The following is a 15,107-nucleotide window of genomic DNA, read 5'->3' as shown; positions in this document are numbered from 1 at the left end:
AAACTCGAACTCAGGTAAATAACACTAATTTGCTTTACTGTTACACTGCCTAATTCTAATTCAGGTTATTAACAAAGATAACGTCATTTTATATTGCATTTTTTTGTAAAAAAATTATACCTCGAACAGGCGTGATTTGTTCCACTGTTTAAATAGTCTCAATTACACTTTCTAGTAATCTTCGGGATTTTGGTGTTACTTCAATTCGGTTGAAATCGTCTTCGGAACCATAACCTACAGCCATTGCAAATAGTGGTTTGTATACTGTCATGTTGAGAATATCCTGGTATTTATCGGATTCGATGCCTTCCATTGCTGTTGAATCCAGACCTAGTGCAACACTGGCGGTTAAACCAACTCCCAACGCAATGTAAACTTGTTTGGCTAGCCATATTTTCAAATCAGCTTCCGGCATACTTGCTTTCATTTTATTGTACCAATCCTTTCTGGCTTCAGGCAATTCGGTATCAACCACTTTTTGAAAAGCATCTAAATCATCGGCTACGCTAAATACAACCAATAGTTTTGCCTGATTGATTTTCTCGGTATTATGCATCGAAACCGAAGCCAGTTTGGCTTTCATTTCCGGATTTTGTACAAATGTAAATTTCCAGGGCTGGATGTTTATCGAAGAAGGAGTGAGGCGTAAAATTTCTTTTAAATCCTCTATTTTTTCTTGTGGTATGGTTTTGTTAGCGTTGTATTTCTTTGCAGTATATCTTTTTTGTATTAAATTTAAAATATTCATAGGTGTGGTTTTTAACTTTTTTTATGGCTGCAAAGTTAAGAAATAATAGGTTTGTACAATTGGATAGTTTCTCGATGCTTGTGGATGTACATAGGGATTGTATGCAAAATTTATCAACTTCCTTCAAAAATAGTTTTGTAATAAATGGAAAAAAGTAAAAAAAAAATGGTTGCCAATTTCTTGACAACCACTTCTTGGAACAATGAACAACCAACTATTTAATAATTAGTTTTCAATTCTACTCTACGGTTTTTGGCTTTGCCTAGTGCAGTGGTATTTACTGCTACAGGTTTGGTCTCTCCAAATCCAACGGCTATTAATCTAGCCTCTTCAATTCCTTTACTCATTAAATACTTTTTAACAGAATCGGAACGTTTTTGGGACAAAGTCATATTAAAATCATCTGCTCCCACGTTGTCTGTATGTCCTTCAATGGTTAATTTGGCTCCTTGATATTTGTTTAAGATTAGGATTAATGCATCCAATTGTGATAGTGAAGCTACTTTTAATTTGTCTGAATTGTTTTCGAAGAAAATTTTGCTTCCGATATAGGTTATTTTTACAATATCAGCTTTAGTAATTTCAGGACAACCATTGTTTGCAGCAGTTCCTTTAGCATTCGGACATTTATCATCCATATCTGCTACGCCATCTCCGTCAGCATCAGGACAGCCATTGAGAGCTACAATTCCAGCCACATTTGGGCAACGATCGATATCATCTGTTACACCATCATTGTCGCTATCCATTGGACAACCTTTGCTATCCACTTTTGTACCTAATTTGGTGTTAGCACATTGATCATCCTTATCGGCTACGCCATCCTTGTCAGCATCAGGGCACCCATTAAGTGTAACCGTTCCTGCTTGGTCTGGACATTGGTCTTTTGAATCTTCAACTCCATCATTGTCTCTATCTGGACAACCGTTTAGCATTTTTGAACCTGCAATATCCGGGCAATTGTCCAAATAATCTGCAACTCCATCGGCATCTTTGTCTAATGGACAACCCATTTTGTCTACGGCAACCCCCGCAGGAGTATCAGGGCAATTATCCTTCTTGTCTGATACACCATCTTGATCGGTATCCACAGAATTACCCATATTGAAAGTCAACCCCACCATATGAGTTACATACGAATCTTTTTTCTCCATTTTACCCCCGGCATTGTCAACACCGTCACGACCATCATGGTTGGAGAACATAAATGTTTCTTGCAGATTCAGCATTACCACTGGAGAAAGTCTGATGTTGATACCCCCACCGGCTGTTGGTAGCATAAAGTCATACTTTTCTTGATGAAAATTAAGTTGGTTATCAAATAAAATCGCGCCAGCGCCAGCAAACACATACGGTCTTATAACATATTCAGGGGCTACAATATTGAAGCGTAAATTAATAGATGCTGCATTAAAATCAGATCTAAAACCTGCAGTTGTTCCATTATGATACCCCATAGTTCCTTTAGACAATAATAAGCTGACATCAAATAATTTGCCTAAATACCTAGAAACAGACAAACCACCAAAACCGTACATGGAATTATCGGTTTTGTACCAATCCCGACCTAAATCGCCACTATATTGAGTAACACCTGCATGTAACCCAATATTCCATTTTTTATCTTCCGTTTGTGCCCTTGAAGTAAATGTAAAAGCGATTGCTACACATAGAAATAGTAATTTTTTCATAAGATTTTATAGTTAAAATTATTTAGTCTAAAGGTCAGATAGGAACATACAAGTTCTGTTATACAACTATTCTTAAAAGTTATATTATTCACTTACTAATTTAGAATAATGAATTTAAAATTTTGCAGAGACTCTTCTCGATTTGGAATTCAAATAGCTATCGGAATCTGATTTCGTAGCTTTTTCGAAAGGCGTAAACAAAAACTGATAAATTAGTTTTGAAAGTTGTAGTTGCAATAGGAGTGGGAACGAAGTCGGGAGACTTCGATTAACACCTTGGTTTCTACCATTAAATTGAGTTGGTAGTAAATGGTATTTTATAATGGAATTAAAAAATAGTTTAATGACTGCATTGCCCTAGCAACACCCAAAGAATAATAAAAACGATGATAGTTCCAAAACAGCCACCACCTAATTTTTTTGCCCCGTAACCTGCTAAAAGTCCTCTAAATATATTATTCATAATATTATGTTTTAAGTTATTATATTTATGTGAAGTACGGGATTTAAATTGGCGGTTGTTTTATATCAGAATCAGAAAAAGTTTCAAAATTCGTGTTTTTTATTAGGGCTAGTTTTTACTTCTGGAACGAAGAGAATTTCATTGCTATCTAGTTGCTTTTGTAACTAATAACGTTTTTTCAACATTTTATTTTAATTAGTGCTAAGTTTTAATCTATAATGCTTCAATTACAGATTTTTCAAACTTAACCCATTTTTCGTAGCCTTTATCGCTTAAATGAACACCATCAACGGTAAGCTCTTTGGATAAATCACCATTAGAATCAATAAATTGGCTGTAGAAGTCCAGAACCTGATAATAATCTTTGGCTTCATTTTTTTTAATTATCGCATTTACAGCTAAAATATCCTGCTTTAAATATTCTCTGCGAGTAGGTAAGACTGTACGAACATAAATTTTGGTCTCTGGAGATTTATGGTGAATCCTTTTTGCAATCTTTACTATATTTTTACCCACATAAGCGGTTGAAGGTACTATTTTATCATATTTTAATTTCCCTGAATCTTCTAGATGATGTTTGTTAAATAAATCATTGATACCTATCATAATAAATACTGCTTTAGGTTTGAAATAAACAATTTCATCAAGACGTTTTAACACGCCATCTGTAAGGTCACCGGCGATTCCGCGATTGCGAATATGAGGGATGTTGAATTTTTCATCCCAATTTTTAATTTTTTCCGTGATACTATTTCCAATAAAAACAATGTCGCCCATTTCTAAAGGCTCTTTCTCAAAAGTGGCTATTCTTTGTTTGTAATGTTTTTGTGTCCAGTCGTTATGGTAGCGGGAGACAATTTCTTGTTTTGGATACAGTTTCGCTTTTTCCTTATTAGTAAGAGACTTTGTTTGTCCAAATACAGTTCCGCTTAATACAATTAGAGATAAAAGAAATAGTTGTTTTTTTAGCATTTTAGGTATCAATTTTATTTTGAGTTTAATGATTTGTTCAAACTTGAAAGTTCTTGGCCTGTAGTCATTTGTAACCTATAAAAACAGTTTTTTAGGTTAAACGAAAATACGAAAAAAAATAGTTTTACCATTAAATCTCACAATAGCCAAAAACTCGTTCTATTGACGAAGGAAGCATCTTCGTGTAGTTTCGAATAATTTTTTAACACCCCAATGATCCACAAACTTGTCATGCTGACGAAGGAAGCATCTCCGTAAGGGACTTACCCTAGTTTGCTGATTTGTATTGGTTGCTCAGCGTGTGTGGCGAAGTCAGGAGACTTCGCAGAGCTAGAATATATTCGTCACCCCGCCATATTGCCAAACCGCCTGTTGTGCGTTCGTGCCTTTTATAATTATCAAATAATTTTATTTTTTATTAAATGCTGGTAATATGTATTTGCTAATCAGTTCGTTAGAAGGTGATTGTGTATTGTAGTTTCCACCTGTTATAACTGTCACCATATTTTGTTGTTCCCAAATGTAAATTTTTTGCCCACCATTGCCTTGAGCTACTTTCCCATAATACCTAACTCCATCAGCATCTAAATATTTAATCCACCATTGATAGCCATAATCGACTCCTTGAATTATTGACTGTTTTTTTAATGATTGTGTTACCCAGTCGGAAGAAATTAATTGTTTGCCGTTCCAATTACCTTTGTTTAAATATAGTAATCCAAACTTTGCCAAATCTCTTGGTCTTAAATTGAGTTGGCCAAAAGTTTCAGCATCTGATTTGTCAAGGTTAAACTGCCATTTGAATTCTGTTATTCCCAATGGACGAAAGAGTGTTTGCTTGGCAAACTCAGGAAGTGTCTGTTTAGTTTCTTTTTCAATAATTTTTCCAAGTATGATCGAATTTCCCGTGCAATACATTCCCTTTCCTCCCGGGGTATCGATCATAGGTAGATCCAATGAAAATTTCACCCAATCATTACTTTCGTACATTTTTGTTTCATTACCTACTGATTTCCAATTAGTAATATCACAATCCAATCCAGTTTGATTGGTAAGTAGATTTTCAATTGTTAGTTTTTTCAATAATGGCGAATTATTTTCAAAGGTATATTCGGGAAAATAGGACAATACCGGCTCCTGTATGCTTTTGATATACCCCTTATCAATTGCAATCCCGGTAAGTGCAGATATAAAACTTTTTGTTGCGGAACGAAGTTCCTGAAGAGTGTCTTTTGTGTATTCATAAAAATACTCCTCAAACACAAGTTTCCCGTCTTTAATAATTAAAACGCTGTGAACATCCGGATATGTTCTGTCAGCAATCTTTCGCACCATTTCAGCCAATAATGCTGTATCCAACCCAGATTTTTGGACGTTTCCAATCGCTAAGCCATCTTTTAAATTTTTTGGTTTTTCATAGGTATATTTAAAATCTTTAGCAGAAGTAGGTCTTGGATACCATATTTCTTTAGGAAAGGAAACGTTTTTTTTTCTGATGAATTTTAAGGTGTCATTGTCTATGGTATAACCCGCAACAGCATTTGAGGCATCTCTAAAAAACTGGGTCTTATTTTTTTGTCTATTCAGAAACAAATCCTTGCCTGAATGGTATAACGGATATTTACTTTTATCAATTATTGCATACAGCAGGGTATCAACAGGTGATGCGGCTATTTTGATGGTCGTCTGGTTAATATATTCATATAAACCTTCAAATTCTTTCAGTTGACTGTAGGTTACTTTATAGGTCTGTTGCGAAAAACCAAATTGTGATATAAGCGATAGGATTAAAAGGAAATATTTTTTTTTCATCGTAGTGATTTTTATTTGTTTTTTGGCATGATGCACAACTCATTTATATGTCTGACGACGTCCGACTTATTACCCTTAAATTGGGTCGCTTTGTTTGACAAACGTCAGTATTTTTTTGTTTTCAAAAATAGGATATTTATTTTATAAATCATCAAAGGGCTTTTAAGTTATTGTAAACTTTTCGTACTATCATTTTGGGCTAGTCCCGATAGCTATCGGGAAGCCAAAAGATATGGATTACAGCAGGTTTCCCAAAAAAAACCTTGCAGGATAAGCTAGAATAACAGCTTGTTAAATCATTAAAAAAATCATTTTTAACATCCCAACAATCCGCAAACTTGTCATGCTGACGAAGGAAGCATCTCCGCCAGTAACTCGACAAAGTATATATTATTTTATCGAGTTTTGTATTGATTATTTGCTCACTGTTGAGGGCACGGAATGCAATTCTGTGCTATTGAGTTTTTAGTCTCTTTTTTTCTCGTAGGATCTCTTTATAAAATACTGTATTAGCATTGTTATTAATAGAAAAAAAGTAAAAAATAGGGATAATACAATAATTGCTAAAAGTCCCATTCCACATCTAAATTCTCCTGCTTTAGAACTTTCTTCAATATGATGTGAAGCAATTAGAAATGAGATAATAGAGAGTACAATTTGTAATAAGAAACAAATTATTGAAATAGTTCCAAAATTTAATTTAATATTTTCTCCAATAGCTTTTCTACCAAATATTATCTGAAATAATAATGGTAAAACAATTAAGATTAAAGGTATAGGTCCGTACATATTTTTAATTTGTTATTTTCTCATTATTGTAAACACGGAAAGCATTTCCGTGCTGTTTTGGCTGTTAGCAGATGCGTCTTAATTTTTGGCTATTTCTAAATCTTCAACTTTAATCCATAAAGAATTTTTTATTGGATTGTGATTTGCAACGCCAAAGTAATCTAAATCGTTGTCAAACAAAATCAAAATTCTACCGTTTTCATTTTTGATTTCGTCTATTACAGTTCCATTTTCACCGATTAATTTCCAATAGTTATTTTCAGGATGAGTTTTAGCTTTTGGACTTTGTGTTTCCAAAAACGATTTCAATCTTACTTTGGTGTTTTTTTCTATGCTCATTTTTTACATTACTACTTTCCACAAACTTGTCATGCTGACGAAGGAAGCATCTCCGCGAGATCTTTGTTCTAGCTGGAGACTTACTATAGTTGAGTTTACTATTTTTTAGTTATCTTTTTCTTGATGTTTTCTAGTTGATTGATAAAATCTTTTTCCACATTAGAAAGTTCATTTTTTATGGTCTCCTTGTATTTGTAATATTCTGTTTTTGCTTTTTCAATAGCTTGATTATGGCTAATAGTTCCCGAATGATTGAGGATTTCTTTTCCTGTCATTTTTAAGAAATCGTCTAAACGAGCCAGCCAGTCTTGCATATACATTGGGTTTTGGTTCAGTGCTTGCAATTCTGCTAGCTCTAAATAGGCAGTTACAAATCTATTGAGTAGGTTAAGTTCTTTTTCGTTAAGATAATTTTTAGCGATTTCGGTTTCTTGTAAACTTGGTTTTTCTCCTTTGAAATTGGTTAATCCAAGATTAGGTTTAGTAGAGTCAATTCGTTGATAAATAACTTCGGCGGCAGTGTGTCCGTGAGCAGCCCAATGCATTTTATTTTGAATGGTTTTGAAGAAATTTTGAGAAGCTTCGGTATTTGGATTATAATCGATACTTGTGGAATAAATATCCAAAATTTTTCTCCAAAAGACTTTTTCAGAAGAACGTATATCACGAATTCTAGCCAATAATTCGTCAAAATAATTGCCTCCTCCAGCTTGTTTGAGCATATCGTCATTCATTGTAAATCCTTTTACAATATATTCTTTCAAGCGTTGTGTTGCCCAAATACGAAATTGTGTACCACGATGTGATTTTACCCGATAACCAACAGAAATAATAACATCAAGATTGTAGAAAGTGGTTTTATAGTTTTTACCATCAGAAGCAGTATGTCGGAATTTCCGACTAACTGCATTTTCATTCAATTCCCCTTCTTTAAAGATGTTGTTTATGTGTTCAGTAATTGTAACTCTTCCTTTATCAAAAAGAGTTGCCATTTGTGCTTGAGTAAGCCAAACCGTTTCGTCCAGAAGACGGGTTTCTATTTTTGTAACGCCATCTTCGGTTTGATAAATGAGTATATTGGATTCGTTTTCTTGCATATAAACTTACTTTGATGAGTTGTATTTATTGTAAAGTGTGCAAAGTTAAGAGACTTCGTACAGATGGGAGTTACCTAGTTTGAATGTCAGATTGAGAAACTTGCATTATAACTTTCTTTTCATACAACAGACTTAAAATGTAACCAATTTGTTCTTTATTACCTGCTTTACAACCTATTTTTAATATATCTTTTGATGCAACACCATCATGTCCATCATTTGTAAACATTTTTAATGTGTCTCCTGTTCTATTTTCTATAAATATTTTTGATTTTCCATTATGAAAGCTACCATTTATATTTTGATGAAAAATACCCTTAGATATACAAATTATTCGCCATTCTTTCTCTGAAGACCACTCTTTTCTTTTTATCATAGAAGATATTACTGAACAGAAAAATTGTAATTCGTTTAATTCGCTGTGACTAATTTCCTTATTTGCGTAATGATTATTGATATCTGAAATAAAACTGCTTTTCATTTCATTAAAAATAGTTCCGTATGGAGCTAAATATTTAGAGTTATTATCGTGGTATATTACTGGCACTAAAAAGACATCGATGCTATCAATTTTATACCAAAATTCAAGAAGGTTTTTAGGAGTGAAACCAATACGTACTCCTTTATGTTTATCCCCATATTTTTCCCATTGATTCATGTCGTCATTCAGTTCCGACAGGCTGAAAACAAATGCTGAAAAGTTGTTAATTGATTGTCTTTCATATAATTGTTTCAATTTGCTAGAGAGGGGTTGGATGAATTTATCAGTGGTTTTTTCTTGTCCAAATATTAATTCATTTGGATCATTCATTAAAAAAATACTAGAAGCTCTAATAGATTGAGATTTAATCATCGATTCTAAAGATTCTAATGAAGTATAGTGATATAACTGTGTATTTTGCTTATATTCAGAAGTATTAGAGATAAATTCATCAGCTTTGTCTGCAAAATATTCGAATTGTTTTATAAATATTTCTTTGATAAAACTCATTGATTTTAAATTTTTCACATGAAGTACAACTAGTTTATGTGTATGACAAAATCACACAAATCCACCCAATTTTGAGTAGATAGGTCTGATAATCGTCAGACTTTATTGAAATCCAAATATATTCTTTTTTTCTTACAGAATGGTTTTATTTGTAAGATAAATTACAGTACGATATTTTATAAATAAAACCTTCTCTATAGCCCTGATCGAGCCGATATCCTCGTATCTCGTCTTTTGGGACGAGAGAAGAGATAAAGGCGAGAGCAGGAGGGAAGTCCATCTGAAAAACTATCGTTCTGCTCCTAAAAAAAATCAGCTGCCAGGGCATACAAATCATTTTCAAAATAATACGGAATTTATGCTTGCTCAGCTTGTGCGCCTAAGTGAGGAGATGCTCTGCTAGTAGTAAATAATATAAATTATTGAAGTAATTTTATAATGGTTATTAATTTTATTAGTGCCAACTTTGTATTAAGCCTTAAATAGTCAATACATTAATAATCAATTTAATAAACTAATTATCATGAAAAAATTTAAAGCAAAAAATAGTATTGGTTTCTTTACATTAGTATTTCTTTTAACAATGATGGGGTGTAAAGACCAAGCTGTTGAAAAAGAGGTAATTGTTGTGCCTGGTACAACAACAGAAACTACAACAAGAGAAAGTACAAAAATTATTGAAAAAGAAGCTCCTCCAGCTGATACTACTACAAGTATCACTCTAGATAAAAATGGTCTAAAAGTAGAAGCTGAAAAAGTAAATGTGAAAATAGGAAATTAGTATTTCTATAAATCTCTTAGTACACGCAGTCATTATGCTCCTAAATAAAAAAACACCAGCCTTTCGACTGGTGTTGTATAGAACCCTGTCAGAGTTTCGAACTCTGACAGGGTTAATAATTTAATGAGATGGCGCCCGTTCCTCGCAATGACCATAGATTAATTGGCTAACTCACTTTGATTTCTAAAAACCAATTGACCATCAAATGAATCCAAAAGGATAATGCTATCGGTCGTGATTTTCCCAGCCAGAATTTCTTTAGACAACTGGTTCAAAACCTCTCTTTGAATCACACGCTTTACGGGACGGGCTCCAAACTGCGGGTCGTATCCTTTCTCAGACAAATAGGCAATGGCTTCCGGAGTGGCATCCATAGTAATGCCTTGTTGCGCCAGCATTTTAGTTACTGATTTGAGTTGGAGGCCTACAATTTGAGCAATATTAGCATTGGTCAACGGCGTAAACATCACAATTTCGTCAATACGGTTAATGAATTCCGGACGAACCGTTTGTTTCAATAATCCTAACACTTCAACTTTAGCAGCTTCGGTTGCGGCTTCGACACCACCTTTTAGATTTTCAAATTTCTCTTGTATAATCTGGCTTCCCATATTAGAAGTCATGATGATAATGGTATTTTTGAAATCGGCAAGGCGACCTTTGTTGTCTGTTAAACGTCCTTCGTCCAAAACCTGCAACAAGATGTTAAAGGTATCGGGATGTGCTTTTTCTATCTCATCCAACAGAATCACAGAATAAGGTTTTCTACGCACGGCCTCGGTCAATTGTCCGCCTTCGTCATAACCCACATATCCCGGAGGCGCACCCACCAATCGGCTCACGCTGTGACGTTCCTGGTACTCACTCATATCGATTCGGGTCATGGCGTTTTCATCGTCGAATAAATATTCGGCTAGGGCTTTGGCCAATTCGGTTTTACCCACACCGGTTGTTCCAAGGAACAAAAAGGTACCCACAGGTTTTTTCATGTCCTGCAATCCCGCACGGCTTCGGCGCACCGCATCACTAATAGCCTCGATGGCTTCCTCTTGTCCCACTATGCGCTTGTGTAATTCTTCCTCAAGATGCAATAGTTTTTCTCTTTCGCCCTGAAGCATTTTTACCACAGGAATTCCGGTCCATTTGGCTACTACTTCGGCAATGTCTTCTCGGGTTACTTCTTCTTTGATTAAAGAGCTGCCACCAGACTGATTTTCCAGTAATTCTTTGTGTAAAACGTCTAATCGTTCCTGGGCTTCTTTGATTTTTCCGTATCTAATTTCAGCTACTTTTCCGTAATCGCCCTCGCGTTCAGCGCGTTCGGCCTCATATTTAAAGTTTTCGATTTCCGTTTTTACCGTTTGGATATTATCGACTACGTCTTTCTCTGATTTCCATTTGGCGAAAATTTTATTTCGATCTTCTTTAAGATTGGCCAATTCCATTCCTAAATTTTTGAGTTTGCTCTCGTCTTTCTCTCTTTTGATAGCCTCGATTTCGATTTCGAGTTGCATTACTTTTCGATCCAAAACATCCAGTTCCTCAGGTTTGGAGTTGATTTCCATTCGGATTTTAGAAGCCGCTTCGTCCATCAAATCAATGGCTTTATCCGGTAAAAAACGATTGGTAATATAACGTTGTGACAACTCCACTGCAGCAATAATCGCCTCATCTTTGATTTGTACTTTATGATGGGTTTCGTATTTTTCTTTGATACCACGAAGGATAGAAACCGCACTTTCGGTATCCGGTTCTTCGATAATTACTTTTTGGAAACGTCTTTCGAGTGCCTTGTCTTTTTCGAAATATTTTTGGTATTCGTCCAAAGTGGTTGCACCAATAGCACGTAATTCTCCTCGAGCCAAAGCCGGTTTCAGGATATTTGCCGCATCCATAGCGCCTTCGCCACCTCCAGCACCTACAAGCGTATGAATTTCGTCAATGAAAAGTACAATATCTCCTTCGGCAGAAGTTACTTCTTTCACTACCGATTTTAAACGCTCTTCAAATTCTCCTTTGTATTTGGCTCCGGCAATCAAAGCTCCCATATCGAGTGAGAAAACAATTTTATCTTTCAGGTTTTCAGGAACGTCTCCATCTACAATTCGGTGTGCTAAACCTTCGGCAATGGCGGTTTTCCCCACACCAGGTTCACCCACAAGCATTGGGTTGTTTTTTGTTCTTCGGGTCAGGATTTGTAATACACGTCGAATTTCTTCATCACGACCAATAACAGGATCCAGTTTTCCTGATTTGGCTAATTCGTTCAGGTTTTTGGCATATTTATTTAACGAATTATAAGTTTCCTCCGCAGAGGCCGAGGTTACTCGTTCTCCTTTTCGCAATTCTTCAATGGCTGATTTTAATCCTTTTTCGGTAACACCTTGGTCTTTTAAAATTTGGGCAACCTTAGATTTTGAAGTAAAAATAGCTAGTATCAAATGTTCAATAGAAACATATTCGTCGTTCATTTTTTTAGCAATAATTTCGGCTTCGTTTAATGCAGTGTTTGCATCACGGGAAAGCATAATTTCGCCACCGGAAACCTTAGGAAAGTTTTGAATGGTACTATCTAAAATTTGTAAAAACAAAGGCACATTTACATTGAGTTTTTTCAAAATAAATGGTGCTACATTTTCATCTACTTCAAAAATAGCTTTGAAAATGTGTTCATTCTCAATTTGTTGCTGACCATAAGTTTGAGCCAACTGCTGAGAAAGCTGAATTGCTTCTTGCGATTTAATTGTAAATTTATTGATGTTCATTTCGTTTTATAGATTTGGTTTAAACTAATTAATTAACTTTGCAGAAGTTGGGACAAATTATATTCCATTGTAAATTTAAGGACAAAAAGGCGTTTAAAAGCTGATTTTTATCAGTTTTAAATGTCAAAAAGTCAGAAAACAAGTCAAAATATGAGTTTTTTAAAAAATATCTTCGGGAGTGAAGAAACTCCAAAACAGCAAGAGAGTAAAATGAATTGGGAAATTTTGACTGATGTTAATCAGTTGGGTGAAATTATTTTTAATTCGAATGAGAAACCGGCGGTGATTTTTAAACACAGTACCCGTTGTAGCATCAGCAGAATGGCGTTAAAACAATTTGAGAACGAGTTTGATTTGGCTGAAGAAGTGACACCATACTTTTTAGATTTAATTACGTATCGTGAAATTTCGAATGAAATAGCGAATCGTTTTGGTGTATATCATGAATCGCCACAAATTCTTTTAATTAAAGACGGTCAGTCTGTTTATGACGCTTCGCACTCTGATATTGATGCAGGAGTTTTGAGTGATAAGTTGTAGATTCATCTTTGTCAAAGTTTCAAACTTTGACAAAAATATATAATCCTAAATCTTTTAATAAATTAAAACAAATGAAAGTAAGGAAATGGTTAATAGCCGGAATAGTTGCTGTTCAATTATTAAGTTCTTGTGAAGCAGTTCGCATTAGTGAAATTTCAAATTATAAGGATTCAGAATTTGTTTTTGGTTCCAATAAAACTGCATTACTTGTTGGTAATGATGATATATCGATAAATGAATTTACCAAGACATTTAGTAAAAAGTATAAACAAAAGCACGATTTTGTTAAGCAGTATGATAGTTTATGTGCAATTACATTGAAACAAGAAAATATTTTTGGTGAAATAAAACATGATAAATCTTTTGAATTCGTTTCCAATGATCCTTTGACATTTACCCAGGAGCAACAAAAAAAGGTGGATTCATTATTTACAAATACAAAAGCCGATTACCTGATAAGAATTTCTGGCCATGAAATCACAAACAGTATACAAGGAAGTCCTGGTATGCCTGTGGCAATGTCTGGCGGAGGAGGTATGAGGATGTCTGCAGGTACTCAAAGTGAAAGTTGTATTATAAATTCTCATTTTCAGATTTATGATATAAAGACACGAAAAAAAGTATTGGATTTTGTATCTAAAGGAAGTGGTGGCGTTGCTTTTTTTGCATTTGAACAAGCCTTTGTAAATGCCATGAATAATTCAGTCAAAAATTCAGCAGTATATCTAAAAACTGGAAAGTTAAAATTTTAAATAAAAAAAATCCATAAAGTGTATTTATGGATTTTTTTTAATAGTGATTTGGGCTTTCGAATTAATAAGAACTCTTCATTTTTTCTTTAATTTCAGCCAGGCAAAGGTTATTAATACTTCCTTCGTGAGTGTGTTTAGTCGCTTTTGGTGATTTGTAATTTCCGGCTTCAATCTGCAGAGCTACTTCTTTGTAGGCATCTCTAAATGGTATTCCAGCCGAAACCATTTCGTTTAAAGTATCAACGGTAAATAAATAATCGTATTTTTTATCCTCTAAAATATTTTCTTTTACTTTAATATCCGGAATTGAGAAAATAGCAATATCTAAGCAAGCTTTTAGATTTTGAATCGCAGGAAAAACACCTTCTTTTAAAAGTTGTAAATCTCTGTGATATCCACTTGGTAAGTTATTGGTAATTAAGGTCAATTCATAAGGTAATGACTGAATCTTGTTGCATTTTCCACGGATTAATTCAAATACATCAGGATTTTTTTTATGAGGCATAATGCTTGATCCTGTAGTTAGATTGGCTGGTAAACCAATAAAATCAAAATTCTGGCTCATATATAAACAGACGTCATAAGCAAATTTTGAAAGAGTACCTGCAACACTTGCCATTGCAAAAGAAACTGTTTTCTCTGATTTTCCACGACTCATTTGTGCTGCAACCGAATTGTATTTTAGAGTGCTAAAACCCATTTCTTTTGTGGTAAAAGTTCTGTCAATAGGGAAGGAGCTACCGTATCCTGCAGCAGAACCCAACGGATTTTGATCTACTACTTTTAAAGCAGCATTAAGCATACTCATATCGTCTATTAAACTTTCAGCATAAGCTGAAAACCACATTCCAAATGAACTTGGCATTGCAATTTGTAAATGCGTATAGCCTGGTAATAGTACGTTTTGGTATTTTTCTGCAGAAGCCATTAATAAATCAAAAAGTGATTTTACTTGTTGTTTTAATTGTAGCACTTCTTCTTTTAAGTACAGGTTCATATCTACTAAAACCTGGTCATTACGGGAACGGGCGGTGTGGATTTTTTTTCCGGCATCGCCTACTTTTTGGGTAAGTAAATATTCAACTTTTGAATGTACGTCTTCAAATGAATCTTCGATAGTAAAATTTCCAGCTGTAATATCTGCTTGAATTTCTGCCAATGCACCTAGTAAATCTTCACATTCCTGATTGGTAATCAAGCCGATTTTAGCAAGCATTTTTGCCTGAGCTATATTTCCTGTAACATCATGTTTGGCCAAAATCAAATCTAATTCTCTATCGTTTCCAACAGTAAAAAAGTCGATTTGTTTATCTGTTGGTATTCCTTTTTCCCAAAGTTTCATAGTTGTATTATTTTGTTTCGCAGAG

At 34.4% G+C, this 15,107-nt stretch carries 13 protein-coding genes; 3 read left to right on the top strand and 10 right to left on the bottom strand.

Annotated elements, in window-relative coordinates; translation table 11 throughout:
• Window positions 1–148: 148 nt before the first annotated feature.
• The 8 genes from GTZ96_RS15205 to GTZ96_RS15175 all read right to left on the bottom strand — a co-directional run bounded on the left by GTZ96_RS15205 (window position 149) and on the right by GTZ96_RS15175 (window position 8,902).
• The gene (locus GTZ96_RS15205) at window positions 149–748 is read right to left on the bottom strand and encodes a nitroreductase family protein (protein ID WP_161644764.1); all 600 of its coding nucleotides are present in this window, start codon (window positions 746–748) and stop codon (window positions 149–151) included.
• A gap of 218 nt (window positions 749–966) precedes the next feature.
• Window positions 967–2,439: an OmpA family protein gene (locus GTZ96_RS15200; protein WP_161644763.1), complete on the bottom strand. Its 1,473-nt coding sequence runs from the start codon at window positions 2,437–2,439 to the stop codon at window positions 967–969.
• Between the two features lie 340 nt (window positions 2,440–2,779).
• Window positions 2,780–2,902: a hypothetical protein gene (locus GTZ96_RS18405; RefSeq protein ID WP_262890593.1), complete on the bottom strand. Its 123-nt coding sequence runs from the start codon at window positions 2,900–2,902 to the stop codon at window positions 2,780–2,782.
• A gap of 213 nt (window positions 2,903–3,115) precedes the next feature.
• A complete protein-coding gene (locus tag GTZ96_RS15195) occupies window positions 3,116–3,874 on the bottom strand; it encodes a GDSL-type esterase/lipase family protein (protein ID WP_161644762.1) in 759 nt (252 codons plus the stop codon).
• Between the two features lie 408 nt (window positions 3,875–4,282).
• Window positions 4,283–5,686, bottom strand: a complete 1,404-nt coding sequence (locus GTZ96_RS15190) for a serine hydrolase domain-containing protein (RefSeq protein ID WP_161644761.1) — start codon at window positions 5,684–5,686, stop codon at window positions 4,283–4,285.
• Window positions 5,687–6,553: 867 nt separating this feature from the next.
• The gene (locus GTZ96_RS15185) at window positions 6,554–6,814 is read right to left on the bottom strand and encodes a hypothetical protein (protein ID WP_161644760.1); all 261 of its coding nucleotides are present in this window, start codon (window positions 6,812–6,814) and stop codon (window positions 6,554–6,556) included.
• 98 nt (window positions 6,815–6,912) lie between these two features.
• Window positions 6,913–7,911: a virulence RhuM family protein gene (locus GTZ96_RS15180; RefSeq protein WP_161644759.1), complete on the bottom strand. Its 999-nt coding sequence runs from the start codon at window positions 7,909–7,911 to the stop codon at window positions 6,913–6,915.
• Between the two features lie 70 nt (window positions 7,912–7,981).
• Window positions 7,982–8,902 carry a DUF2971 domain-containing protein gene (locus tag GTZ96_RS15175; protein WP_161644758.1) on the bottom strand — a complete coding sequence of 307 codons (921 nt, stop codon included), beginning with the start codon at window positions 8,900–8,902 and terminating at the stop codon, window positions 7,982–7,984.
• 523 nt (window positions 8,903–9,425) lie between these two features.
• On the opposite strand from GTZ96_RS15175, the gene GTZ96_RS15170 reads away from it, so the two are divergent.
• A complete protein-coding gene (locus GTZ96_RS15170) occupies window positions 9,426–9,683 on the top strand; it encodes a hypothetical protein (RefSeq protein WP_161644757.1) in 258 nt (85 codons plus the stop codon).
• Between the two features lie 158 nt (window positions 9,684–9,841).
• Here the strand turns inward: GTZ96_RS15170 and clpB are convergent, their stop codons facing one another.
• A complete protein-coding gene (clpB, locus tag GTZ96_RS15165) occupies window positions 9,842–12,448 on the bottom strand; it encodes an ATP-dependent chaperone ClpB (RefSeq protein ID WP_161644756.1) in 2,607 nt (868 codons plus the stop codon).
• 150 nt (window positions 12,449–12,598) lie between these two features.
• On the opposite strand from clpB, the gene ytxJ reads away from it, so the two are divergent.
• Both ytxJ and GTZ96_RS15155 read left to right on the top strand, forming a co-directional pair.
• Window positions 12,599–12,988: a bacillithiol system redox-active protein YtxJ gene (ytxJ, locus tag GTZ96_RS15160; RefSeq protein WP_161644755.1), complete on the top strand. Its 390-nt coding sequence runs from the start codon at window positions 12,599–12,601 to the stop codon at window positions 12,986–12,988.
• Between the two features lie 26 nt (window positions 12,989–13,014).
• Window positions 13,015–13,740: a hypothetical protein gene (locus tag GTZ96_RS15155; RefSeq protein WP_161644754.1), complete on the top strand. Its 726-nt coding sequence runs from the start codon at window positions 13,015–13,017 to the stop codon at window positions 13,738–13,740.
• A gap of 61 nt (window positions 13,741–13,801) precedes the next feature.
• On the opposite strand, the gene argH is transcribed toward GTZ96_RS15155, so the two are convergent.
• Window positions 13,802–15,082 (bottom strand): argininosuccinate lyase, encoded by a 1,281-nt coding sequence (argH, locus tag GTZ96_RS15150; protein ID WP_161644753.1) that lies wholly within the window; start codon window positions 15,080–15,082, stop codon window positions 13,802–13,804.
• Window positions 15,083–15,107: the final 25 nt, after the last annotated feature.

The organism is Flavobacterium undicola (assembly GCF_009909155.2).
Classification (GTDB): domain Bacteria; phylum Bacteroidota; class Bacteroidia; order Flavobacteriales; family Flavobacteriaceae; genus Flavobacterium; species Flavobacterium undicola.
Note: the sequence above shows the minus strand (reverse complement) of the source record. Positions and strands in the feature narration are given on the sequence as shown.